This is a genomic window from Bacteroides faecis MAJ27 (genome assembly GCF_900106755.1).
Classification (GTDB): Bacteria; Bacteroidota; Bacteroidia; order Bacteroidales; family Bacteroidaceae; genus Bacteroides; species Bacteroides faecis.
Genome location: NZ_FNNN01000008.1, coordinates 133376 through 158902, shown reverse-complemented (window position 1 = coordinate 158902; position 25527 = coordinate 133376). Strand labels below are relative to the sequence as shown.

Here is a 25527-nt window from a genome sequence, read left to right as displayed (position 1 = left end):
TTCTATCAACAGCCTTTTTCATTCACCGGAATTAACGCCCGATAATGACCTCGCAAACCTTATCCTGAAAAGCCCTTGCCTTAGCTGCCGAAAGCACATTCTGATTCATAATAGCAAAAGCCACTTCATGTCCGTTCTTCATCTTCAGATATCCGGCAAGCGCGTTGATAGCAGTAAATGAGCCGGTCTTTGCATGGACATTTCTGAATGCGGAAGTATTCTTCATTCTGTTTTTCAACGTTCCATCTATCCCGGCAACAGGAAGAGACTTATACAGTTTCTGAAAAACATCTGTTTGCGAATAAGCATATTTCAAGAAATCGACCAACAGGGCGGGAGAGAGGTAATTATAATTAGACAGTCCGCAACCGTCCGCAATCTTATAGTCCTTCGGATCGTGTCCAAGTTTACGGATCAGCTTCATAATTTCGACAATACCATCTTCCGCCGTCACATGTTTCTTTCCGGTGGCTTGTGACGCAATACGGCAAAGCATCGCTTCCGCATTCAGATTATCACTTTCCTTCATCAACTGGTTCAGCACTTTCTGTACCGGAGTCTCCCAACGAGCCATTTGTTCAACTCCATCCGCCGGTAATTCAGTAAAACCATACGATTCGGGGACTACGATTCCTTTCGCACGGAGACGTTCCAGAAAGGCATGCATAAAGAAACTTCCTGAATCATAGACGTTTACCAGATCCTTCCTAAACGTAGAAACATTCCCTGTTACGGTCAGATTATTCCCGTTAGTCAGCCAATCTCTCGATAACGAATACTTTCCGGCAGAAGGAGTACGTGTCTTGGTCCGATTCGTCATTGTATAATAAGAAGATGCCGGCTTGCAGGATATACTCGCCGTATCTCCTTGCTGGGAACCGGGAACTACCGTCACCTCTACAGCACCCTTACAGAACATCAATGGAGATAAATAAGGCTGATAAGCCTCCGGAGTATCATCCCATGCCCATCCATGTCCCCAATAAAGAGAGTCTTTCATCGAAACATCACCATATACCTGTCCGCTGATGACCGAAAAAGGGAAGGTGATTACTTCTTCTATCAATGAATCCATCATCAGACTATCAAATTCCGGATCGAATCCGCCGACAACGTACAGGTTGCCCTGCAACGTGTCATGTTCTATCACGCCATCATACCATACTTCCGTACAGAAAGGATTGTCCGCGTCGGAACGGGAGAGCGCCGTAACAGCAGTCAGCAACTTCATGGTAGAAGCCGGACGGGAAAGTTTCGTATCATGATAGGTATAGAGGGATTTCTTTGCCGTCAGGTCATATACGGATATGCCGACTTCGGACGCTTCGGGAAGCATTTTCCGAACCAGAGAATCTATTTGGGAAAGATTTGCCTGTCCCCACAAGGGAAGAAGGCATACTGACAAAACAGCTAATAAAAGACTTTTCTTCATGCTAAACAATTTATGGCAATAAAGGTGGTCCTTTTCCATAACCACCCCTATATGCCCTGGCTTTTGCCGTCAGGAGCTATCAGCACATAATGAAGAATCCCCCCGTGCCTGATAACTTGCGGCAAAACCGATGCAACCATTATAACGCTTCCCTGAAAATCTCCCCTACCGTAGGATGAGGGAAAACGATCTTTTTCCATGCGGCAGCAGTCAGCCCAAGCTCGATAGCTGTTCCGGCAAGTGTGATAATCTCCGAAGCAGGATTACCCAGTACGTGTGCACCAATCACCCGTTCCTGTTCGTCCAGCAGTACCTTGCAAACCCCGTTCACTCCTTCATTCTCTGCAACGAAACGACCGGAATAAGCCATCGGAAGTTTCACTACCTGATAAGTAATGCCTTTTGATGAGGCCGATTCTTCCGTCTCACCGACTCCGGCAATTTCCGGATTTGTATAGACCACTCCCGGAATAGCGCGATAACTCATAGCGTCTTCTTTACCCAGAATAGTATGCACAGCCACTTCCGCTTCACGAACAGCTGTATGAGCCAGCAAAGAGAACCCTGTCAGATCACCGCAAACATAGACACCGGGCAATGAAGTCTGCATCTTCTCATTGACCCTGATAGCACCACGCCCGGTTTTATCCGGATTCAGATTTTCAAGTCCGAAACCTTTTGTCACGGGACGACGTCCGACGCTCATCAATAGTTTCTCTGCCGTAACACTACCATTTCCTTCCGAATTCTCATACGAAACCACCGCACCTTCTTCCGTCTGTGATAAAGCGACAACTTTAGTGCTGAGCAAAAACTTAACACCCCGCTTCGCATAATCGGCACGGAGCAGGCCGGACAGTTCTTTATCCATTCCCCCCAGAATCTCATCCATCATCTCTACCACCGTCACTTGCACACCCAGGCTATTAAAGAATGACGCAAATTCCATACCGATTACTCCACCACCGACAATAACCAGAGAAGCAGGCAGTTCCTTACTATCCAGCGCATCCCGATGTGTCCAGTAATTCACCGTTTCCACACCGGGAACAGGAGGGATAAAAGTTTCGGAACCCGTACACAGTATCAGATTTTCCGTTTCATAGGTTTCTTCACCGCAGCGAACAGTGTTCTTATCTATGATCTGTGCCTCTCCCGTCACCATCGTTACATTATTGGAAGTCAGCTTCGCTTTGACACCCAATACCAACTTGCGCACTACTTTGCTTTTACGGGCAATGATTTTAGGCAAATCGAAGGAAACTTCGGAAACATTCACCGCATATTTCGAGGCATGCCGCGCACTGTCATAAGTCTTGGCCGAATACAACAATGTTTTTGTCGGGATACATCCTTCATTCAGGCAGACACCGCCCAGACTGTTTTTCTCGATCAGCAATACGCTCAAACCGGCTTTACCGGCAGTTTCGGCAGCTGTATATCCTGCGGGACCGCCACCGATGATAATAACTTGGTATTTCATAGATATAGAATTTATTGTTCCATTTTCTTTTTAATCAACTCCACAAATTCATGTTCCTTGACAGGCATTACCGAGGCAAACTTCCCGTTTCCATACTCTATCAACACATAGTTCGTCACCGAAAACTTTCCGAACTTCATGGAATGATACTTCCTGATAGCGGTAATTTCGGCAATGGGGATTACTTTTTTACGGATAAACCGTCCCATAGATATCTCCAGATTGCCATCGGCAGACACGGTATAAACCGTATGAATAATCTGTTCGATCACTACAATAAGCAGAAGCATCAACAGCACTGCCGGCAAGATATATTTACACCACAAAGCGCCGACGGCATTTACAGTAAGCACCAGCAACAGAAAATAGTGGTACCAGGCAATGCGGGCATGAAAAATTCGATTCATTTTGTCAATTTTTTGCCTGCAAGGTAGCAATTTTATGAATTAGTGACAACGAAAAGAACAACGAAGTAACTTATTTTGTAGCTTTGCGGTGAGAAATAACAAAACTATGGTAAGAAAATTCGATTTCCTCGTTATCGGCTCCGGAATTGCCGGTATGAGTTTTGCGCTCAAAGTAGCGCACAAAGGTAAAGTTGCTCTTATCTGTAAAAGCGGGCTGGAAGAAGCCAATACGTACTTCGCCCAAGGAGGGGTGGCGTCTGTCACCAACCTTCTGGTAGATAATTTCGACAAACACATTGAAGACACGATGATTGCAGGAGACTGGATCAGTGACCGTGAAGCAGTAGAAAAAGTAGTGCGCGAAGCGCCTGCGCAAATTGAAGAACTTATCAAGTGGGGGGTAGACTTCGACAAAAACGAGAAAGGCGAATTTGACTTGCACCGCGAAGGAGGGCATTCCGAATTCCGCATTCTTCACCATAAAGATAATACGGGAGCAGAAATTCAGGACAGCCTGATCAAAGCCGTACAGCGGCATCCGAACATCGAAGTGATTGAGAACCAGTTTGCCGTTGAAATCCTGACACAGCATCACTTGGGAGTGACCGTTACCCGCCAGACACCGGACATCAAATGTTACGGTGCTTACATCCTCGACCCGAAAACCGGAAAAGTAGATACATACCTCGCCAAAGTGACTTTAATGGCCACCGGTGGAGTAGGGGCCGTTTATAAAACAACCACCAACCCGCTGGTCGCTACCGGAGACGGTATCGCCATGGTCTATCGCGCCAAAGGCACGGTAAAGGACATGGAGTTCGTACAATTTCACCCTACCGCCCTCTATCATCCGGGCGACCGCCCTTCTTTCCTGATTACGGAAGCAATGCGCGGCTACGGTGGTGTACTCCGTACAATGGACGGCAAAGAATTCATGCAGAAATATGATCCACGTCTTTCACTTGCCCCGCGTGATATCGTCGCCCGTGCCATCGACAACGAAATGAAAAACCGGGGAGACGACCACGTCTATCTGGACGTTACCCACAAAGACCCGGAAGAAACAAAGAAACATTTCCCCAATATCTACGAGAAATGCCTCAGCCTGGGTATCGACATCACCAAGGACTATATCCCGGTAGCTCCGGCTGCCCATTATCTTTGCGGCGGTATCCTCGTAGACCTGAACGGGCAATCTTCCATCGAACGCCTTTATGCCGTGGGAGAATGCTCTTGCACCGGACTTCACGGCGGCAACCGTCTGGCTTCCAACTCACTGATCGAAGCTGTCGTATATGCCGATGCCGCCGCCAAACATAGCCTGGAAGTGGTAGACCAGTATGCTTACAACGAAGCTATCCCCGAATGGAACGATGAGGGAACACGCTCACCGGAAGAAATGGTCCTGATCACACAAAGCATGAAAGAAGTCAACCAGATTATGAGTACCTACGTAGGTATTGTCCGCAGTGATCTTCGTCTGAAGCGTGCCTGGGACCGACTGGATATTATCTACGAAGAGACTGAAAGTTTGTTCAAACGCAGCGTAGCTTCCAGAGAGATCTGCGAATTGCGTAATATGGTCAATGTTGGCTATCTGATTATGCGCCAGGCAATGGAACGCAAAGAAAGCCGCGGATTACATTATACGATTGATTATCCACATGCAAAAAAGTAATCGTGAAAACACTAACTAAACTATTTATTCTTTTAATCATTATGGCAGGGATATCTTCCTGCTATCCTCCCAGTATTCCTTTGAAACAAGGAAAAGCGGAAAATAATGAAACTTACAAAATCAGTTATCTGTTCGAGCATGACGGAGTCAAAGTCTATCGCTTTACGGATAGGGGAAACGATGTATACTTTACGACAAAAGGCGATGTGACCAGCATCAAAAACGATTCTACGGCTGAAAGGACTGTAACGTTCCACAAAGAAGATACTGTCAGATAAAAGACAAGTTTCTAACCATAAAAAAAATGCCGCTTGCAGAATTTCCGCAAGTGGCATTTTTTTATCTAATAAACGCTTCTATTAATAGTTTTCTTTCTTCACTTCGAAATATGCTTGCGGATGCAGACATGCCGGGCAAACTTCAGGAGCTTCCTTACCGATTTCGATATAACCGCAGTTACGGCACTGCCATACTACTTCGCCTTCTTTAGCGAATACAGTCATATTTTCGATGTTGTTCACGAAAGCCAGATATCTTTCTTCATGACCTTTCTCAGCGATTGAGATATTACGATACATAGCAGCAATCATCGGGAAACCTTCCTGTTCTGCTACATCTGCGAAGTGAGGGTAATCCAGTGACCATTCTTCGTGTTCGCCGGCAGCGGCAGCGCGAAGATTTTCGAGTGTATTGCCGATCACACCAGCCGGATAGCTGGCAGTAATTTCAACCATGCCACCTTCCAGGAACTTGAACATACGTTTTGCGTGTTCCTTTTCCTGATCAGCTGTTTCTGTGAAGATTGCTGAAATTTGTTCGTAACCTTCCTTCTTTGCAACACTTGCAAAATAAGTGTAACGCATTCTTGCCTGTGATTCTCCCGCGAATGAAGTCAACAGATTTTTCTCTGTCTGGGTTCCTTTGATACTCTTAGTCATAATTCTATTATATTTTAAAATTGGTTATTACCAAACGTAACTTGTCGTACTACTTATAACGCAAATATAAGAGATTTGTTCGTAATAAGTCTCCTTTTCTTAATGAATAAAAACTATCAACTCATAGACAAAACCTATCAACAATCAAATAGCATGTTGCTAAACATACTTATCTCGATTATTTTATGTAATTTTGCAACCTCTACTTTACAAAATAGCAAAAGCACATGTAACAATTCACAGAAATGAAGTTATTTGAATTTAAACCCAAATTGGTTTCTTGTTTAAAGAATTATTCGAAAGAAACGTTTATGGCAGACCTGATGGCAGGTGTCATCGTCGGTATCGTGGCACTTCCGTTAGCTATTGCCTTCGGTATTGCTTCGGGAGTATCGCCCGAAAAAGGTATTATCACCGCTATCATTGCCGGATTCATCATCTCTCTGATGGGAGGAAGCAAGGTCCAGATCGGCGGACCGACAGGAGCTTTTATCGTTATCATCTACGGCATCATCCAGCAATATGGTGAAGCCGGACTGATTGTAGCTACACTTATGGCAGGTATCATCCTGATACTGTTAGGTGTATTCAAACTCGGAGCGGTCATCAAGTTTATTCCGTATCCCATCATTGTCGGTTTCACCAGTGGTATCGCCGTTACTATTTTCACTACGCAGATCGCCGATATCTTCGGATTGTCCTTCGGAGGTGAAAAGGTACCGGGGGATTTTATCGGGAAATGGATGATTTATTTCCACCATTTCGACACAATAAACTGGTGGAATACAATTGTCAGCATTGTCAGTATCATTATTATAGCGATTACTCCCCGGTTCTCCAAAAAAATTCCCGGTTCGCTGATCGCCATTGTAGTGGTGACACTTGCCGTTTATCTGATGAAGACCTATGGCGGAATCGACTGCATCCAGACTATCGGTGACCGGTTTACTATCAAGTCGGAGTTGCCCGATGCTGTAGTGCCTGCCCTCAACTGGGAAGCTATCAGAGAATTGTTTCCGGTAGCTATTACCATCGCTGTGCTGGGAGCTATCGAATCTTTGTTATCCGCCACCGTAGCGGACGGTGTGATCGGCGACCGCCACGACTCCAACACGGAACTTATCGCACAGGGAGCCGCCAACATCGTAGCTCCTTTGTTCGGAGGTATTCCCGCTACCGGAGCGATTGCCCGCACAATGACCAACATCAACAACGGAGGTAAAACTCCCATTGCCGGAATTATCCATGCAGTAGTACTGTTGCTGATTCTTCTGTTCCTGATGCCGCTGGCTCAATACATTCCGATGGCATGTCTGGCCGGAGTACTGGTGATTGTATCTTATAATATGAGCGGATGGAGAGTCTTCAAGGCATTACTGAAAAATCCAAAATCGGATGTTACCGTATTGCTGATCACTTTCTTCCTTACCGTTATCTTCGATTTGACAGTCGCCATCGAAATAGGATTGATCATTGCCTGTGTCCTCTTCATGAAACGTGTCATGGAGACTACAGAAATCTCCGTAATCACAGACGAAATCGACCCGAACAAGGAATCGGATATTGCCGTGAATGAAGAGAACATCATCATCCCCAAAGGGGTGGAAGTGTATGAAATCAACGGGCCTTATTTCTTCGGCATCGCCACAAAGTTTGAAGAAACCATGTCGCAACTGGGCGACCGCCCGGATGTGCGTATCATCCGTATGCGTAAAATACCGTTCATCGATTCTACCGGTATCCACAACCTGACTACGCTATGCGAAATGTCAAAGAGGGAAAAGACGACCGTCATCCTTTCCGGAGTCAATGAAAAGGTACACAAAGTACTGGAAAAATCAGGATTCTATGAATTGCTGGGAAAAGAGAACATTTGTCCGAATATCTATGTAGCACTGGACAGAGCCAAAGAAGTGATGCAGTAAAAAACGACAGATGATAAAATAAAGAAAGAGCCATTTTACACCTGATGACCGGGTTAGATGGCTCTTTTTATTTGAGGGGGTGTCAAGTTATAAGCTGCACAGTCAGGTTCGTTTATTAGACGGACCTTCTCTACTAATACATCCCGGAATGAGAATATACTAAAATTCTATTCCATAAAAATGCATTCGCCCGATTTATCCGCTAATGCAACCCGACACCCAGCTGTCTTTTTTGTGTACCCATTACCTCATCAGACTTTTAAAAACAGACCACGTTTATACATCATTCTCAACAGGAAGAAAAGAATCAGATAATTAGCAAACGTGAGCCATACGGGATAATAATCTCCTATATATTGTTTCAGCCCGTAGCTAACCGAATCAGCTATACAACGGAAGTTTACCACTTCACCCAGCAGGTAAGCCGTGATAGAGTTCATGCCGTATATTTTCAGCCAGTTCAGCCCACGGCTGTGTCCTTTATAGTCAATCCAGTAATAAAACAGGGCCATCAGCAAAAAGCAATAACCACCGGACAGCAACGTCATGCTACCTGTCCACAAACGTTTGATGACGGGCATCTGCAAACTCCAGAGCATCGCCAGCCCTATCAGAAGCACTCCAACGACCGACAATACCTGCACCACCCTTTTACGGTCCGCCTTTCCTTCTTTCATTATTTTTCCGGCAAAGGCTCCGAGCATGACAGTCACTCCGAATGTCAGGCTGCTCCATATCCATGTGTAATTGTAATAGGGTGAAAAGTTCCAGGTTCCGTCTTCATTCCAATAGACACCATCTCTGAAGCGACCCAATACCCATCTGTCTACCTGCTCCGCAAAGTTTCCCGCCGGTGTAAAGTCACCCAAAAATGTCATAGGAATCCAGTACACGAAAAGCAACAACAAGGTTATTCCTATCTGCCACTTGAACGAAAAATGCAACTGGATGACTGCCGCAATAAGATAGCCGACAGCAATAGACTGCAAGGTGTTTGAATAGAGATAAATATGCTTGCCATCCAGTCCCAGCAGATTTCCCTGAACGATCATCCCAAATACAAACAGCAGAAATACCCGTTTCAGAATCCTCCGGTAGACAGGCCGGTAACTGCCGGAAGTCCCGATGTACTTAGACAGTGAAAACGGCATCGAAGCTCCCGTCATAAACAGGAACAACGGCATCACAAGGTCCCAGAAACGGAACCCTTCCCACACTTCATGGTCAAACTGATAAAGGATATCATTGAGAAATGGCAGATTCAACTGTCGCACCAATGCTGCAAACACCGGCTGAAAAAAGACAAGAAGAAATAAATCAAAACCGCGAAGAATATCCAGAGAAGCAAGTCTGGATGTGTTATTCTCTGATTTTTTACTCATAGTATTAATATATTATTCAATTAGTATCCCAGGAAACATGGACTGTAACGCATCTTAATACAAATGTATTCAAAACTTCTTTCTCCGGCAAGCCTATGGGGAAGGAAATTGAATCAGTGGAAGAAAAGCAAGATTTGAATAAATCGACCAAAATCTGTCAGAGAATGACTAAATAGTATTATTCCATATTCAAATTAGATTGTAATTTTGTCCCATACCTAAATAAAGTATTTATCAAATTCTAATTAATGAAACAATAGTATGAAAAAACATTTCCTGATTTTTACACTTTCTCTTTTATTCTTTTCACTTGCACAAGGCAAAGTGAGGCTTCCTGTCATGATGGGAGATCACATGGTACTCCAACAAAACAGTTCTGTCAAACTATGGGGATGGGCAGACGGTAAAAAAGTGACTGTCACCACTTCCTGGAACAACCGGACTTACAAGGTAACACCAGACAAGGACGGGGCCTGGCTGGTCAAGGTCGACACTCCTGCCGGGAGTTACACGCCTTATTCCATCACGATCAGTGACGGCACTCGCACCACTCTATCAGATATATTAATAGGGGAAGTATGGATATGCTCCGGTCAGTCCAATATGGAAATGACTATGAAAGGAAATATGGGGCAACCTATCGACCATTCGTTAGAAACCCTTCTGAATGCAGGCAACTATCGCGACCGTATCCGTTTTATCACCGTTCCCAGAACAAAAGGAGTGAAAGAACGGGCAGACTTCGAAGGAGCAAAATGGGAAGTTTCTTCGCCCGAAACAACGATGGATTGTAGTGCCGCGGGTTACTTCTTCGCCAAACAATTGACTGAAACGCTCCATCTCCCTGTAGGACTGGTCATCAATAGCTGGGGAGGTTCACGGATTGAGGCATGGATGACGGAAGAAACGCTGGCTTCTGTGGAAGGTGCAAACATAGAAGCTGCCAAAAATCCCAAACTGGATACGAACAGCCGGCTACAATGCCTGTATAATATTATGTTATTGCCCGTGAAAAACTATACAGCACGTGGTTTCCTTTGGTATCAAGGAGAATCGAATATATTCAACTATCAGCTCTACGCCCCGATGATGACAGCAATGGTTCAGCTCTGGAGAAATGTATGGGAAGCACCGGATATGCCTTTTTATTATGTCCAGATTGCCCCGCACAAATACGGAAACAGCCGGAACATAAATTCCGCCTTATTGCAGGAAGCACAAATGAAAGCATTGAAGACTATTCCCAACTCCGGAATGATTCCTACAATAGATGTCGGCGACGAGTTCTGCATTCATCCTCCTCAGAAAAACGTAGTAGGACTTCGATTGGCTAATCTCGCACTGACCAAAACATACGGTCTCCATAAATTACCATCTACCGGACCGATGATGACAAAGGTAGAATATTCCGGCAATAAAGCCATTGTTACACTTGACAATGCTCCCTACGGACTTGCACCGGGCAACTGTGAATTGGAAGGTTTTGAGATTGCAGGAGCCGATAAGAAGTTTTATCCGGCAAAAGCACGAATTGCAGGCCGCACAAGAAACGTAGAGGTATGGAGTGACCAAGTTACCCAACCGGTAGCCGTTCGATATGCTTTCCGCAATTATGTTGACCATATCACCTTACGTAATACGTTGGGTATAGCTGCTTTCCCATTCCGGACGGATACATGGGATGATGTAAAATAAGAACTCTCCGGAACGCCTCCAATAACCTGTGACATTTTTGTCTTTATCTTAAGTATTATACAGGGAAAAACAAAAATGTCACAGAGCTACTAATCAATTATTTATCCCTCAAAAGTCCTCTTTTTTAAGAGAAGTTCACAAAAAACTATAGGACGTTTTTATCTTTCTCTATGAGAAAACTGCACTTTTCCTGTAACAAACAAGATATCAGCACATTAATTACTTATTCCTGGATAGTATCTATTTTTACTTAAGCAATCATTCAGACAGACTTGTGCAACTGATTGATTACACTTCTGCAACACGACAGTTACACAAGTGCATCACATGAATAGATGAAGAAGAAATGACTAAATAGATAAGGAGAAATCATTAATTCATACGGAAGAAACAAGTAAATCGTCCTCATGATTTCGCTCAATGAACCATAAAGTTTTGCCCGCTATTGCAGTAAAATTGAAATGAGAATCAATTAATTGAATGACACCGACTATCATTTCTCTTTATTATTACACCCAAATTATAAAACAATATTATTTGCTTTACAAATATTTATTACTACTTTTGTCACATGCTTACTTTCGCTTGTAGAAAGAAAGCTTTTAAATTTTGTATTGAGAACGGTTATTTATTGCACTCACCATAGAATCCACTAATTTTATCCACGAGTGACAATGAGTGACGGGTCTCGCGCACAATTGTATATAAACTTTGTTATATACCAAATTGGGCGTGGGACTATCACTTATGTCGTGGAAGGGTCGTAGTGGATACCTATGGTGGCATAAGTAGATAGTTTCCACGTCCTCTTTTTTATAAATCACGCACCAACAGGAAACTGATGCGGCAACCTGACAAAACATGCAATCAGATTTCAAAAAGGACATTATTCGGTTAATGCAATCCACTAAACTCCTTCAGTCTCCACTCTCCGAATTATCGGAAGAAGAAAAAGGAATTGCTTATAACCTGTTGAACCGTTTGGTTGACGGAGCTGTCGATGAAAATTATACCATGCTGGACTATATGCAGATGGCACGTCTTTATTATAATCTTGGGGAACTAAGTAACAATTTATTTGGAGAACAAGACAACCCGCATTATAAAAAAGCTATTCAATATTTAGCCAAAGGAGGTATTGACCTGAGTATGAATAAATGGCTGGAACTAATCAGTTTGCGTGCAATTGAATAAAGATTATTATCCAAGAGAATAGATGATGCTCACTCCCCCAAGAAGAGATGTTCAATACATTTATTAATAAAAGAGACCATTCAATAATCCTAACCAGATTAAATATGTGGAGGTAGCAGACTGAAGGACTGCTTGTGAAAGTACTCCTTCCCGTCTGTCTCTCAAAGAGGATGCCCACAGTTTCCCCACAGGCATCCTCTTTTTATTTTATATATCAATGCTTTACATGAAGCACATTTTAAAATGAATGCATCCTCAGTCGCTTATCAACCAGCATTCCGTCTTTCAAAGTCAGTTCAAACTTCACTTTCCGTTTCGCTTTCAGTTTCAGTATGAACAAATCTTCCGAACCTTCGAGTGATTCCTGTTTTCCCATATTGACGAAAGTAGGATAGAGAGATTTCACGCCATTCGTATGCAATCGGTCGTAAGTCAGGTTCTCCATGGCTTTCATGTTCAACGGTTCCACACCTACAAATTCATAGTCATTCTGGTCGTAAGGCAGAGCAAAACTAAGGGCATTCACCGACTTCAGCTCATTGCCTTTCACACGGATTTCAACGATTTCGTCCTTTTGATACAGCTTCTTCGGAGTACTGATGGACAGAGAACCCGATACTTTCTCCGTAGCTTTCCTGTCGACACCACCGTCAAGTTGAGTGGCCACGACAGAAATGTCATAGGCATCTATCAAGTCATTCAGGTTGATGTCTCCCTTGCTGATGTATCCTTCGAAGTCCGAATCTCCGCGACGCAGGCCCGTGTAGTTCATATACGAAATCAGGTCGTTGCGGTCGATCTTGCCATCATTGTTGATGTCTCCTTGCAGATAACTTGCCGTTCCCGGTACTTTGAATACATACAGCTCACGACCGGAACCATAATTGCCTACACCTGCCGTAATGCTGAGTTTGATGTAACGTGCCGTAGGATGAGCGGTAAACTCAAAGACTTTCACGTCAGCATCCCGCTTCCAGTCGAATGCTCCGGCTTCCGTCCAGTGTTCCTTGTCCATGCTGTAAGATACGGAACCTTTCAGCAGTATACCGTTTCCGGCATCCGTACGTGGCAGATAATGGAATTTATCCAGTTGGTTAACCGTTTTGAGGTCGATAATCAAATCGAACGGAACTGCACTTACATTATACTTCGTGTGCCAGTTATCTCCGGATTCTGCAAAGTCGAACAAGCGGTTCACACCGGCTCCGCCTTGTGCAGCTGCCGTTGATTCTCCTTCAATGCCCTGAATAGCAAATTCCAACGGGTTCGTCTTTGTCTTCACCTGGAGTTCCGCCCAGTCGGAAACGCCGTCTTTATTGACTGCACGGAGTTTGAAAGAATAGGGGGTATCCGCTTCCAGATCTTCAAACAGCAATTCCGTATCACGTATGGTAGTATAAAGCATTCCGTTAAACTCGATTTCGTAGAAATCAGCATTAGCCAGTTTGTCCCAAGTAGGTTTCAAGGTATATGCTTCTCTATTTTCTTCCGTTATACGGAAATTCTGCGGGGCAGTCAGCACCCCTGTCGATACACGATGGCGGTCAGCCGGTTCGAAGCGGAAACCTTCCATGTTCAGTACCACCTGATTGGCGGTCACATCGACAGACGCTAATTTAGCATGCACCAGCGGATTCTTTGTGATGACTACTTTTTCAAATTCGCTGCCTTTGGTTGCAAACTTATTCAAGTCAGGGGCAGCTTCATACCAGTACACATTCTCACCTTTACGATAATCTTCGGGGGTGTTTACTTCTGTCAGTTTTACCGTCTTGTTATTGATCCGGGCAGAAAGTTTCTTCGGTTTCTCTGTGACGTTGATACGCAGTTCCGTCCTTTTTTCTTTCACAAAGCCGTCAAAGTTTCCGGCAGTCGGGTGAATGGTAACGGTAAGGCGGTTCTTTTTATCTACGTTGGACTCGATGATAGTGGAAACTGACTGTTCGCGTTTGTAGGCTTCGGTCACACCATCGTCATCGTATTCCACGGTTGCCATGTGTCGGTTCGGGTAAAGTTCGTAGATACGGAGGGAGGGATCTATCTCGCTGACATTATTATTGGGATGAGTCATGGGAATAATCGCTCCGCTTTTTACAAATACAGGCAACTTCCAAATAGGTGTTTCAAAATTGTTGAGGATACAGTTGCCTTCGTATTTCTCACCGGTGAAATAATCAATCCATGTACCTTCGGGCAGATAGATGCCGTTACGGATATCATTGCCTTCCTTATCGGCTTTGGTTGCCTGATAGACAGGTGCTACGAGAAAATCCGTACCGTACATATACTGGTAACAGGTAGCCGTACCATAAGTATACGGATTCGGATAGTCCAGGAACATGGCACGGATCAGCGGCATTCCGTCTACCGCTTCCTTGGCAAAGCTATAAGCGTAAGGCATCAGTTCGGATTTCAGTTTCAGATACATGCGGTTAATGGATGTAGCCGGTTCGCCTAAAGCATGGGGGTACTTTTCGTTGGCTCCCCAGCCATCCATATTCAACTGCATAGGAGTAAATGTTTTCCATTGGAAATCACGTATATTGACTACTTCGTTTTTTCCACCGAAGATACCGTCCATATCCGAACAAATGTTCGGCTGGCCGGACAGACCGGAACCGATATAGGTCGGGATGTGGAAACGGATATATTCCCAGACACCGCCTGTCTGGTCGCCCGACCAGATTCCGGCATAGCGTTGCGTGCCTGCCCAGCCATCCAGAGAGATGATAAATGGACGGGCATCACTGCCATAATAAGGCATAATATGTCCTACGTCCGCCACTCCATTCAATCCGAAGGAATAACCGGCTCCTACCCATGCCACGTCAGTTTTCAGTACACGCACGCCGGCATCACGGACTTCTTTCACGATATCACGCTGCAACAAGGCACTTACACCTTCTTTCGGATGCAAGTCCGACTGTGTCCAGAGCCCTATTTCCACACCGTTTTTGCGGGCATAATCTCCGAGACTTTTCAGATTGGCAATATTGCCGTCCAGTGTTTCCGTCTGTCCGTATCCGGCTCCGTAACCGTCATTCGGAAGTAACCATCCGAGAGGCATATCCTGATTCTTGTAACGGTCGATCACAGCACGTGCCGAAAATTGGTAATTGTTCTTTTCGCCGTTCAGAGACTCTTTGATACCGCCATTATCTTTCTGGCTTTCCTTATAACGCTTTCCGTCTTCAAAGAGAATTCCTTTTTCGTCTTCCTTCCAGTAGTCACGATTGTAGGCGTTGAGATGTCCTTCGTAAAAACCGAATTTGGGCAACAGAACGGGGTTCCCCGTCAACTGATAGAAATCATTCAACAAGGAAACGGCTCCGTCGTTGACCATATAAAAAATATCAAGGTAAGAAGAATTGTGAGATAGTTTCACTTTGTTTTTTTCTGTTGCTCCAAAGTCGTACCCGCCTTTTTTGAAAGTGTACCACATCATTCCGTAGCCATTGGTGGACCAGTAGAAAGGAGTAGGAGAGGCCACTCCGCCATCTGTCCAGCTATTCTGGTTTTCGATGGCAATGACTTTGCCTTTATGAGAGAAGCGTCCGTTTTGCACACCACCTCCATAGAAGTATTCTTCGGGATTCTCTTTCAATGTCACGGTCACTTCTTTAGGACCGAATGCTACCGGAGCGACTTCTTCGATGACGCATTTATTTGTCAACAGATTAAAGACTTTCATCAGTCCGGTCTGCTTATTCAATTCAATCCGTACTCTGGCGGTAGTCAGGGTGATATCTCCTCCTTTCTCTTCCACCGTCAGTCCGGAAACTTTGCGCCGGGGCTGGTCGACAAGTATCTGTGCTTCCGGCTTTGCCTCGGGATCACGAATGACACCGCCGGAATTGTCCTGAAAGACACGGAAAATATTTTCTCCGTAAAAGTCGATAGTCATCCGTTGCCGGTTTGAGAACAATACATCAACCGTCGTCGGATTTATTTTCTCCGCACGGAGAATGCCCGATGTCTGTTCCTGCCGGACGGCTGCCGAAGAAACGTCACTCTGATCCGAAGTTACGGATGCTTGTATAGATAAAAAGGAAAACAAAGATAAAAATAGTAAAACGGCAATATGCCTGAAATGTCGCAAATAGAAGGGGGTTTCTTTTTTCATGATTCTATTTATTAAGTATTAGACATTAAGATTGTTAATATCAGATTATAAAATATTACTCGTTCGGTGATAAATACACTTTATCTTCCAGTTACCCTAAAACGGGAGCTGTTTTATTATTATTTATTCACAAATCCCATCAGGATAAGTGGAGGGCAATAGCATGGCACTTTATTCGGGTAACAAGGTGACAGGCATTCAGGAAATACCTGCCAAGATAAAAGACTAAATTCGTGTGTTTCATAATATTAGTTGTTAGGCGTGTTAAAAAATGATTCTCAGGTTAAATTGTCAATAGGATGCCGTTGCCGGAATTCCCGTTTCTTTTATCAGATCCACAATCCGGTCCAGCTCTTCGTGAGTGGCTTTCTGCAGATCATGGTCGGGAGTTTCCCGGTCAATCGTATAGATCATTACTTGCCTCGGGGCAATCTCTTTGACTGCTTCCAGCCAAGGAAGTACAAACTCATCGGATGTGTTATTCATATCTTTTCCCAGATAACTTCCTTTCAGAAACATGGTCTGAATAATACAGTTGCCCTTGAATTCTTTCATCTTTTCGATAATCTTCCTTACGGAATATTTTCCATTGGGACGATCGAGGAGATGAATATATTCTTCGTTTACCGTATCCAGTTTCAGGATATTGTTATCTATCTTGTTCAGTGCATCGAATACGGCAGGGCGGTCGATAAATGTGGAATTACTCAATACACTTACTTTTGCTTTCGGAAAATAATGATCCCGAAGTGCCAGTGTATCTTCTATGATTTCCGGAAAATGAGGGTGAGCAGTCGGTTCACCGTTTCCGGCAAATGTCAGAACATCGGGAGCAGGACCGTTCTGCTGCATATCTTTCAGCTTTTCTTCGAGAGCGGTACGTACTTCTTCACGAGCAGGCAGATGTTTTTTCGGACGATGGTCGGCATTGAAGCCACATTCACAATAAATGCAGTCGAACGAGCAAACTTTACCATCTTCCGGCAATAAGTTGATTCCCAAAGATACGCCCAAACGGCGGGAATGAACAGGGCCGAAAATGGGGGAAGGAAAAATAATAGTCATTTTATTTACGATTTGACGATTTAGTATTAACAATTAAATGTACACTATTCAGATATTCTCCTATGCAGGGCAAAGATACTTCAAAACTTAATACGAAGTTGCATTTGTACGTCTGCTTTTTTATTTCCCTGTATTAAATCGTTGCCGGAACCTATTTCATTCCGGTCGAGATAGATCGTTTCTCCGAACTTAGTTATCAACATCCAATGTTCATTCAGTTCATATCTCAGACGGACGGCACAACGGAATCCACGCCCCTGGAAGGACGGAGTGTAAAATGTATAAAGCAATCCTTTCTCTGATACATAAACACGCGAGTCATAATCGTCTGTAGAAAAATAACTGCCTTGAACGTCAGCAAACAGCCTGGTCCAAGGCAGTTGGGAGGATATCATTTGTGTAACTTGATATCCTTTACTAGCAGCCCTGTCTTGAGAATGAAAATGGTTGTAATCTAAAGTTGTACGACTGCTAAACACATCTCCCCCAAAATAGTTCAAACGATATCGGAGTTGGTGATGAAAAATAGGAAGCGTTAGTTTTTCTTTGCTATCTGTCAAGTCACGTTCTTTCTGTTTATATCGATATTTTAAGTACATCGTCAGATGACTGTGCGGAGTAAACGTAGCCTGAAACAATCCGTCTACGCCATGGGAAGGCTGGCTGATCCGGTATTTCTTCCACGGGAAAGAAAACAGATCGAAGGAAGCAAAGAAGTGCCAGTGCCGAAAAGGAGAGGTTTCCAATCCCAGATAATACCCCTGTTCATTCTGAACCGTACTTCCTTCCCCAAAAGAATGGGCGAACATAGCCCAATAATTATATGAATAGTATCGTTGTACGATCATCAACTGAGTTCCTTCCACCGGTGAATACTGAAGACGGTTCAAAGTAGCACTGCCTTGTTTTCCCATAGCCGTCTCTCCTTGAAAAGAAAAACGATGCCAGCGACAGGCATAGTCTATCCCCAAATTGTAGAACTGATTTCCATGAATGTTGTATTGGGAATAACCTGTTAATTGCGGTTCATAAGGTCGGTTGAAAACATAGTAAATTCCGGTGATACCCAGACGGATACGGTTTTGTTGATAACTTACGTTTCCACCGGTCAGCTGCATGGTGAATAGATTCTTCTTATCGGCTTCTTTCTGACTGCGGTGTAGTCCGGTTTTGTAGATAGAAGTTATTTCGCCATCGGTCAGCACACCGTCCAGCGAACGGTGTGAGTAAAAGCCGGATACACTCCATTGTTTTGTAATGCTTACAGTTGCCACCGCTCCCCGAAAATAATTAGTTTCGTCAGTAGAAGAATGTTTCTTGATTCCTCCGCTGCGGGTGTTGAAAGAAGAGGCATATACGGTCTTTCCCAGTAAGTAATCCGTGCTAATCACCAGCCCCTGTCCGAAACTTAACCGATAGTTACCAACAGACAATGTTTTTAACCGCCCACAATCTTTGAGTAAGAGATAAAAAGAATAATAATCATACCCTTGACGATTGTGCAGAGCAAAGAAAGGTTCTCCGGCATCCTTCTCCGCAACGAGACCTGCATAGAGCTGGTCGCGATAACGGAAAGCATACTTAACAGAGTTATAAACAGAAGGTCCCAAATAGGTATGTTCATAACCTTTCCGCTTGTAAAACGGTATATCTATGCGAGTTAGAACTTCATTCTTCCCATACTTCATAGCGCTTTTCAACATAGTTTTCCACCGAAAAGGCGACTCATTGTTAATAGCTTTGATACATACGAAAGGCAATAGATACTGAATGGTCTGCCTGTCCATATCCTCTATTAACTGAAGTTCATAAAGGGTCTCCATTTGCCCGTGCACATATATATAGGCCAGCAGATGTTCAATCTGAATATCACTGAGAAAAGGAAATTGTTCCAGTTGTTGACGGGTAGCCCGGTTTAAATCTACAGGTTCGTGAAGACGGACGGACAGTTCTTCCAATTCATTCTCCCAGTTGGGTTCATTAACAGCATTATCAACACTATTATTAACAGATAAATCTTCAAAAATATCTTCTATAATACTTTGAGAAGGGTTTTGAGCACTACAAGCAGGAATAATGAACAGGCTGTTTATAATACTTATCAACCGAAATAGTTGAGTAGTTTTCATTAATAAATTATTTGTTTGTACCTTACGTTTTTACAGACAAGGGCGCAAAGATACTTTAAATAGGTTAACGTCTAAAAGAAATATCTGAATAATAAAATTTTAATTCTATTTTTGTAATGTGAAAAGGAGGCTTAACATAGTAATAATGATGGCGTTTGCTATGGTCTGTTCATCGAAGATACAGGCACAGGACAAGCAAAGCATCAACGGATACCTGGTTCCTATGTGTATCTACAACGGAGATACCATTCCATGTATCCAGTTAAGAACTGTTTATATCTTCCGCCCACTTAAATTCAAGAATGAAAAAGAACGTCTGGAATACTATCGGCTGGTACGTAACGTAAAGAAGGTATATCCTATCTCCAAAGAAATTAACCAGGCTATCATCGAAACTTACGAATATCTTCAGACATTACCCAACGAGAAGGCACGTCAGAAACATCTGAAACGTGTGGAAAAAGGATTGAAAGAACAATATACCGCACGGATGAAGAAACTCTCTTTTGCACAGGGTAAACTCTTGATTAAATTGATAGACCGACAAAGTAATTCCACCAGTTATGAACTGGTGAAAGCCTTTATGGGACCTTTCAAAGCAGGATTCTATCAGACGTTCGCTGCACTGTTCGGTGCCAGTCTGAAAAAGGAATATGATCCGTTGGGAGAAGATAAACTGACGGAAAGAGTCGTGCTGCTGGTAGAGAACGGACAAATCTGATTCACCTTGTTATAAGTTATAAGGTTATCAACGTCCTTATTAACCATCATATTTCTATTAAATCTAATTCCACTATCACCATAGGAAAATTACCCCGCTTTATCTGACTTTCAGGGTATTAACAGTTGACTTCTCAGGTGTTAATACACTGCATGACAAGTATTAACAGCTGAGAAGTCAGCTATTAATAGCTGTGATGCCATCTGATAACAGCTTGAAACAGGATGGTTAATAAACACTGAATCAATCAGACTCATCTAAGAGTAGGTTGCTACAATACTCTCTTATCGTCCCACACAATTATGAACAGAAAAAGAATATTGATTAATAGCAAGTTAACTACGATATCAACCACTTATTAACTAATTATTAACCGACTGATTTTATACTGTCAACGCAGCTTTTTGAACAAATCCCAGATGACAATACCCGTTGTTACAGACACGTTCAGAGAATGCTTGGTACCATATTGGGGAATCTCGATACAGCCATCCGAATGATCAATCACTTCCTGTTGCACCCCTTTCACTTCATTTCCCATTACGATAGCGTATCTTTTCGTCTTGTCCAGTTCGAGTTGATCCAACATAATGCTGCCTTCCGCCTGTTCTATCGAATAGACAATATATCCTTCTTTGCGGAGGTTATCAACAGCATCAACAGCGTTATTAACATACTCCCAGTCAACAGTGAACTCTGCGCCCAAAGCCGTCTTATGCATTTCGGGGTGGGGAGGAGTAGCCGTTATTCCACACAGATAGATACACTCGATACGGAAAGCATCCGAGGTACGAAACACGGAACCTATATTATGCAGGCTACGAATATCATCCAACACTACTACCAGAGGCAGTTTTTCTGCCTGTTTAAACTCTTCGGCACTGATACGGTTCAGCTCTGTTATTTTCAGTTTTCGCATACGTTCTTCCTTCTATTACATTTCGGTTGCAAAGGTAGTTCTTTTCTGTTAACAGAGGTGTTGATAACGGTTTAAAACCTGTCAAAACAATCGGGAAAGAATTTGAAAAATAATTCTTGCATTATTCAAAAGAAGGTATAAGGGACACTCCTTATGAACATTCCAAAAAACTAAGCCTAAACTTTCTATGCATCCATCAACATATTTTTCAGCACTTATCTGCCTGTTTATATCCATAAAGTTTTTAACTTTGCACTTTATCAACAGGGAGTTAATAGTATTCTCCCATTTGACAAGGCTTACATTGATAATGAAGATAATAAATAGTAAATCTTCTGCTTTACATCCGTTCATAACGGACTCATAAAACAGAAGGATAGACTAATAACTTATCCGGCAAGGAAAATCGTATTTATTTGCTAACATTATTAACAGGCTATCATCACTAACAAAGGATTTTTTTTTAAAAGGAAGAAATAAAAGAATATTATTATGAATAATCTCATAAAGGCTATTAAGGAGCTGAAGAAAGAAAAGAATGCAATCATTCTGGGGCACTACTACCAGAAGGGTGAAATACAGGATATCGCTGATTACGTTGGTGACAGTCTGGCGTTGGCCCAGCTGGCTGCCAAGACGGAGGCGGACATCATTGTGATGTGTGGCGTTCACTTTATGGGTGAGACGGCGAAAGTGCTTTGTCCGGATAAGAAAGTACTGGTGCCTGACATGGAAGCAGGGTGTTCGTTGGCGGACAGTTGTCCGGCGGACCAGTTTGCGCAGTTTGTCAAAGAGCACCCGGGGCATACCGTTATTTCATACGTTAACACGACAGCTGCTGTGAAAGCGGTAACGGATGTGGTGGTGACTTCCACCAACGCACGGCAGATCGTGGAAAGTTTCCCCGAAGATGAGAAAATAATCTTTGGTCCGGACCGGAATCTGGGAAATTATATCAACTCAGTTACGAACAGGAATATGTTGCTTTGGGACGGAGCCTGCCATGTGCACGAACAGTTCTCGGTGGAAAAGATTGTGGAACTGAAAGCGCAGCATCCGGAAGCGTTGGTTCTGGCACATCCCGAATGCAAAAGTACTGTGTTGAAACTGGCAGATGTGGTAGGATCTACAGCTGCACTGCTGAAGTATGCAGTGAACCATCCGGAAAATACGTATATTGTGGCTACCGAATCAGGTATCTTGCATGAGATGCAGAAGAAGTGTCCCCAAACAACGTTTATCCCTGCTCCGCCGAACGATAGTACCTGCGGATGTAACGAGTGTAGCTTTATGCGGTTGAATACGTTAGAGAAGCTCTATGAGTGTCTGAAGAATGAGTCACCGGAGATTACCGTTGATCCTGAGATAGCGGAGAAGGCGGTAAAGCCTATTCAGCGGATGCTGGAGATTTCTGCAAAGTTGGGATTATGATAGGATATACAAACGGTACCTTCCAATACATCAAACGGTACCATCCAGTATGTCGGAAGGTACCGTTTAATGTATTGAAGTGTACCATTCCGTGCATCAGATGGTACCGTTCTTTGAGATGTAATTATCTCATTTAAATTTCATTCATAGCGATATTAGTTTTCTGCTTCCAGACGGATAACGAATCCACCGCCTTTTGCCATATCCATATTCAATATAGTTTTATTATCCACTGTTCTTTTCTCTACCATATATTCTTTAGGTTGCTCATAGGAATTTGGAGCGTCTTTAAAGATAGTTGCCTGATAGGAGAGATTGTCTTTCAGGAAGTTGAGGTTTATTTCCGTGGAACGGGCATCCCAGTTGGTCATTCCGCCCACATACCAGTCATTGCCTTTTTGTTTGGCTGTCACGATGTATTCGCTTAATTTTGCTTGCAATGGCAAGGTCTTATCCCATACGGCAGGAACTTTAGAAAGGAAGTCGAGCACATCCGGATATTTATTGTATTCGGTCGGTGAGTCGCACAAATAAGCCATCCATTGATCGTAAATAACAAACATGGATAATTCGTGCGAACGTGTTCCCATGCTCATAGGCGGAGTATTATCTATATCCATTGGTTTGAATTCACTTTGAGTGACACTTCTCATCGATCCCGGAGTGTAATCCGCCGGTCCTGCCAATAAACGGATGAACGGGAAACGGGTGTGATATTCGGGAGTTAACGTCTTTTCCCAGAAGTTACATTCCGCTCCTCTTACAGCTTCATAATTCAATATGTTGGGATATGTACGATGCAATCCGGTAGGAACGGGACAGCCATGGAAAACAGCTACCATTTTCTTTTCCGCCAGACGTTCGGCAAACTCTTTTCCCCATCGCATAGCTATCTGGTCATTTCGTTCGAAGAAGTCGATTTTTGCTCCGGATACTCCGTAACTGTGCATTTTTGCGATCCAGTCGCTGGGATTTTCTTTGGCACAACTGGCCCATGTCCAGACGATAATCTTCACATTCCTTTCTTTGGCGTATGAACATAGTTCTTTCAGATAGTCTTCGGACCATCCAGCATCTAAAGTCATATATTCGATATGATTCTTTGAAGCCCAGTCTACGTAGTATTTATATAACTGGAACGATAGCTGCTTATTTCCACTGGGGAAGTCAACCCCTTCCAGAACTGCTTTATGCCACCATTCCCATGCACTTTTGCCCGGTTGAATCCAGGAAGTATCGGTCAGACGGCAAGGATCGGCCAGTTTATATACCAGTTCATTATTCAACAATGATTTATCTTCTTCCGAGACAATGATTACCCGCCAGGGAAAGCTACGGTTTCCGTCCGTTTTTGCAATGTAATTTTCTCTGGAGATAACCAGATGATTGGAGTACCAGTAATAAGGATTTGACGGATCGGAATCCATTGTTTCTTTCGGGTAGTTAGCCCACTTTCCCCGCATGGAATTGTAGCCGTTGGATTCCATGTACAGAGCCGGATAATCATAGGTATTCGATTCTGTAATGACTACTTTATAGGGAGAATCGGGATATTCGTATAATACCGGAGAAACAGCGAAATGTTCGTAAGGTATTTCCAACGGACCTTTGTACACTTTATAGAGCCTTTCGAAGTTCCTGTATCCCTGATGTATCTGGTGGGTGCGACCGGACTGGTCTGTTTCGCCGGAATAATTAGCATCGCATTCCGGATAATAGATAGTCGGAGTAGAAGCGAAATTGAAAATGGCATCTTCACTGATAATCGTTATTTCTCCGTCCAGACGGGTAACGAACTGATAGGCTACTCCTTCATCATAAGCACGTACCACGAGATCGTAGTTATCAGTAAAAGAAATGGTCAGTTCATTATAAGCATCCTGTAATACTTTATTTTTCCCGACAGGTACGTCGATGGTCTGATCGACTTTTCTTTTCTTAGCCGACTTTACACTTCCGTTACCGATTACTCTGCCGTCAGCCAGATGTAAGCCGATGGAAGAGGGGAGTATCAGTTGTGTATGATCGTACCATACTTCATATTGGGTACCGTTGTCTATTTTCAGTTTAATCTTCAGTTTTCCGTCAGGAGAAACAGTTTCGTATTTCTCAGCCTGTAGTGTACAGCTCAGAGAGAATAAACAAAGGAGTATTAAATAACAGATTTTTTTCTTATCCATATGATTCGGTTTTAGTCAATGACAGATAGTTTGTTTATTTATGAGTTTGTTGTAACTTGTCTTTCAGAACGGAAACGACTTGGGCAGCTAAAGCTGAATATCCTGCATCGACCGGGTGTGTTCCGTCTCCGCCTGCATAATATTCGGGATGATCGATGACCACTTTCCATAAGTCATTCACCTCTATGCCGGCACGATTGATATGTTTCAGTGCAATTTGGTTACGGACTTTTAATCGTTCGGTGATGGGAGCAAATTCTTTCATACCTTCTCCAGTGCGGACAGGAGTGGTAGTTGCCCAGATCAGTTTTGCTTTAGGGGCATATTTACGGATGACTTTGATTAATTGAGGGAAACTTTTATCATATTCTTCTTCGGTATAATCGAATCCGTGCAAGCCATTATTGAAATGGATAACATCGAACTTGGTGTTTTTGAGTATCACTGCCAGTTCGTCGATTAAAGCCGGATCTCCTACACTTTTCGAATTGGAAAGCCGTCCTACATATGCCTTTTCTTTCAGTGCTTCTTCTACTTTTCCGTAATATCCGCGTGTGATGGAATTACCGATAAGCAATACATGGGGAAGGTCTGTTTTGTTGGCTCCGGGAATCCAGATGTCAGACCATTCGATATATTCGCGTGCAATCTTTTGTTGGGCAAATACGGGGATACACAAAAACAATAGGATGAATGTAATTACGTGTTTCATGATAATTAGAATAAATGAATAAATTTGATGTGTCAAAAGTAGTCAAGAATAAGCTGGAAAGTATATATAAACAGAGCAAAAAATGAAACATTTGCAGCAAACGGTTTATTTCC

At 43.3% G+C, this 25527-nt stretch carries 18 protein-coding genes; 7 read left to right on the top strand and 11 right to left on the bottom strand.

Annotated elements, in window-relative coordinates:
• Positions 1 to 31 precede the first annotated feature (31 nt).
• The 3 genes from dacB to BLW31_RS09270 form a co-directional block, all read right to left on the bottom strand.
• Complete coding sequence (gene dacB, locus BLW31_RS09280) at positions 32 to 1432, bottom strand: D-alanyl-D-alanine carboxypeptidase/D-alanyl-D-alanine endopeptidase (protein WP_022301305.1); 1401 nt, start codon at positions 1430 to 1432, stop codon at positions 32 to 34.
• 139 nt (positions 1433 to 1571) lie between these two features.
• On the bottom strand, positions 1572 to 2915 hold the full coding sequence (gene lpdA / locus BLW31_RS09275) for a dihydrolipoyl dehydrogenase (protein ID WP_010535935.1): 1344 nt from the start codon (positions 2913 to 2915) through the stop codon (positions 1572 to 1574).
• Positions 2916 to 2926: 11 nt separating this feature from the next.
• A complete protein-coding gene (locus BLW31_RS09270; RefSeq protein WP_010535934.1) occupies positions 2927 to 3322 on the bottom strand; it encodes a PH domain-containing protein in 396 nt (131 codons plus the stop codon).
• Between the two features lie 106 nt (positions 3323 to 3428).
• Here BLW31_RS09270 and nadB point away from each other — a divergent pair, with 106 nt between their 5' ends.
• Both nadB and BLW31_RS09260 read left to right on the top strand, forming a co-directional pair.
• Positions 3429 to 5000: an L-aspartate oxidase gene (gene nadB / locus BLW31_RS09265; protein ID WP_010535933.1), complete on the top strand. Its 1572-nt coding sequence runs from the start codon at positions 3429 to 3431 to the stop codon at positions 4998 to 5000.
• A 2-nt stretch (positions 5001 to 5002) separates the two neighbouring features.
• Positions 5003 to 5278: a DUF4884 domain-containing protein gene (locus BLW31_RS09260; protein WP_029425154.1), complete on the top strand. Its 276-nt coding sequence runs from the start codon at positions 5003 to 5005 to the stop codon at positions 5276 to 5278.
• 81 nt (positions 5279 to 5359) lie between these two features.
• On the opposite strand, the gene rbr is transcribed toward BLW31_RS09260, so the two are convergent.
• Positions 5360 to 5938 (bottom strand): rubrerythrin, encoded by a 579-nt coding sequence (gene rbr / locus BLW31_RS09255; RefSeq protein ID WP_010535931.1) that lies wholly within the window; start codon positions 5936 to 5938, stop codon positions 5360 to 5362.
• A 245-nt stretch (positions 5939 to 6183) separates the two neighbouring features.
• Between rbr and BLW31_RS09250 the strand changes: the two genes are divergently transcribed.
• Entirely contained in the window at positions 6184 to 7863 is a 1680-nt protein-coding gene (locus BLW31_RS09250) for a SulP family inorganic anion transporter (protein WP_010535930.1), read from the top strand.
• A gap of 251 nt (positions 7864 to 8114) precedes the next feature.
• Here BLW31_RS09250 and BLW31_RS09245 read toward each other — a convergent pair whose 3' ends face one another.
• Complete coding sequence (locus BLW31_RS09245) at positions 8115 to 9245, bottom strand: acyltransferase family protein (protein ID WP_010535929.1); 1131 nt, start codon at positions 9243 to 9245, stop codon at positions 8115 to 8117.
• 261 nt (positions 9246 to 9506) lie between these two features.
• Here BLW31_RS09245 and BLW31_RS09240 point away from each other — a divergent pair, with 261 nt between their 5' ends.
• Both BLW31_RS09240 and BLW31_RS09235 read left to right on the top strand, forming a co-directional pair.
• Positions 9507 to 10940, top strand: coding sequence for a sialate O-acetylesterase (locus BLW31_RS09240; RefSeq protein WP_010535928.1), 1434 nt, complete (start codon positions 9507 to 9509; stop codon positions 10938 to 10940).
• An 897-nt stretch (positions 10941 to 11837) separates the two neighbouring features.
• A complete protein-coding gene (locus BLW31_RS09235; protein ID WP_010535927.1) occupies positions 11838 to 12134 on the top strand; it encodes a hypothetical protein in 297 nt (98 codons plus the stop codon).
• 238 nt (positions 12135 to 12372) lie between these two features.
• Here BLW31_RS09235 and BLW31_RS09230 read toward each other — a convergent pair whose 3' ends face one another.
• The 3 genes from BLW31_RS09230 to BLW31_RS09220 all read right to left on the bottom strand — a co-directional run bounded on the left by BLW31_RS09230 (position 12373) and on the right by BLW31_RS09220 (position 19451).
• Entirely contained in the window at positions 12373 to 16257 is a 3885-nt protein-coding gene (locus tag BLW31_RS09230) for a TIM-barrel domain-containing protein (protein WP_010535926.1), read from the bottom strand.
• Positions 16258 to 16548: 291 nt separating this feature from the next.
• Positions 16549 to 17322 carry a radical SAM protein gene (locus BLW31_RS09225; protein WP_010535925.1) on the bottom strand — a complete coding sequence of 258 codons (774 nt, stop codon included), beginning with the start codon at positions 17320 to 17322 and terminating at the stop codon, positions 16549 to 16551.
• 80 nt (positions 17323 to 17402) lie between these two features.
• Positions 17403 to 19451, bottom strand: coding sequence for a helix-hairpin-helix domain-containing protein (locus BLW31_RS09220; protein WP_010535924.1), 2049 nt, complete (start codon positions 19449 to 19451; stop codon positions 17403 to 17405).
• 145 nt (positions 19452 to 19596) lie between these two features.
• On the opposite strand from BLW31_RS09220, the gene BLW31_RS09215 reads away from it, so the two are divergent.
• Positions 19597 to 20172: a DUF4294 domain-containing protein gene (locus BLW31_RS09215; RefSeq protein ID WP_010535923.1), complete on the top strand. Its 576-nt coding sequence runs from the start codon at positions 19597 to 19599 to the stop codon at positions 20170 to 20172.
• Positions 20173 to 20563: 391 nt separating this feature from the next.
• On the opposite strand, the gene BLW31_RS09210 is transcribed toward BLW31_RS09215, so the two are convergent.
• Entirely contained in the window at positions 20564 to 21091 is a 528-nt protein-coding gene (locus BLW31_RS09210; protein ID WP_010535922.1) for an RNA methyltransferase, read from the bottom strand.
• Positions 21092 to 21583: 492 nt separating this feature from the next.
• Between BLW31_RS09210 and nadA the strand changes: the two genes are divergently transcribed.
• The gene (nadA, locus tag BLW31_RS09200; protein WP_010535920.1) at positions 21584 to 22522 is read left to right on the top strand and encodes a quinolinate synthase NadA; all 939 of its coding nucleotides are present in this window, start codon (positions 21584 to 21586) and stop codon (positions 22520 to 22522) included.
• 155 nt (positions 22523 to 22677) lie between these two features.
• Here the strand turns inward: nadA and BLW31_RS09195 are convergent, their stop codons facing one another.
• Both BLW31_RS09195 and BLW31_RS09190 read right to left on the bottom strand, forming a co-directional pair.
• Positions 22678 to 24702: a glycoside hydrolase family 97 protein gene (locus BLW31_RS09195; RefSeq protein WP_010535919.1), complete on the bottom strand. Its 2025-nt coding sequence runs from the start codon at positions 24700 to 24702 to the stop codon at positions 22678 to 22680.
• 34 nt (positions 24703 to 24736) lie between these two features.
• Positions 24737 to 25414 carry an SGNH/GDSL hydrolase family protein gene (locus tag BLW31_RS09190; protein ID WP_022301313.1) on the bottom strand — a complete coding sequence of 226 codons (678 nt, stop codon included), beginning with the start codon at positions 25412 to 25414 and terminating at the stop codon, positions 24737 to 24739.
• Positions 25415 to 25527 lie beyond the last annotated feature (113 nt).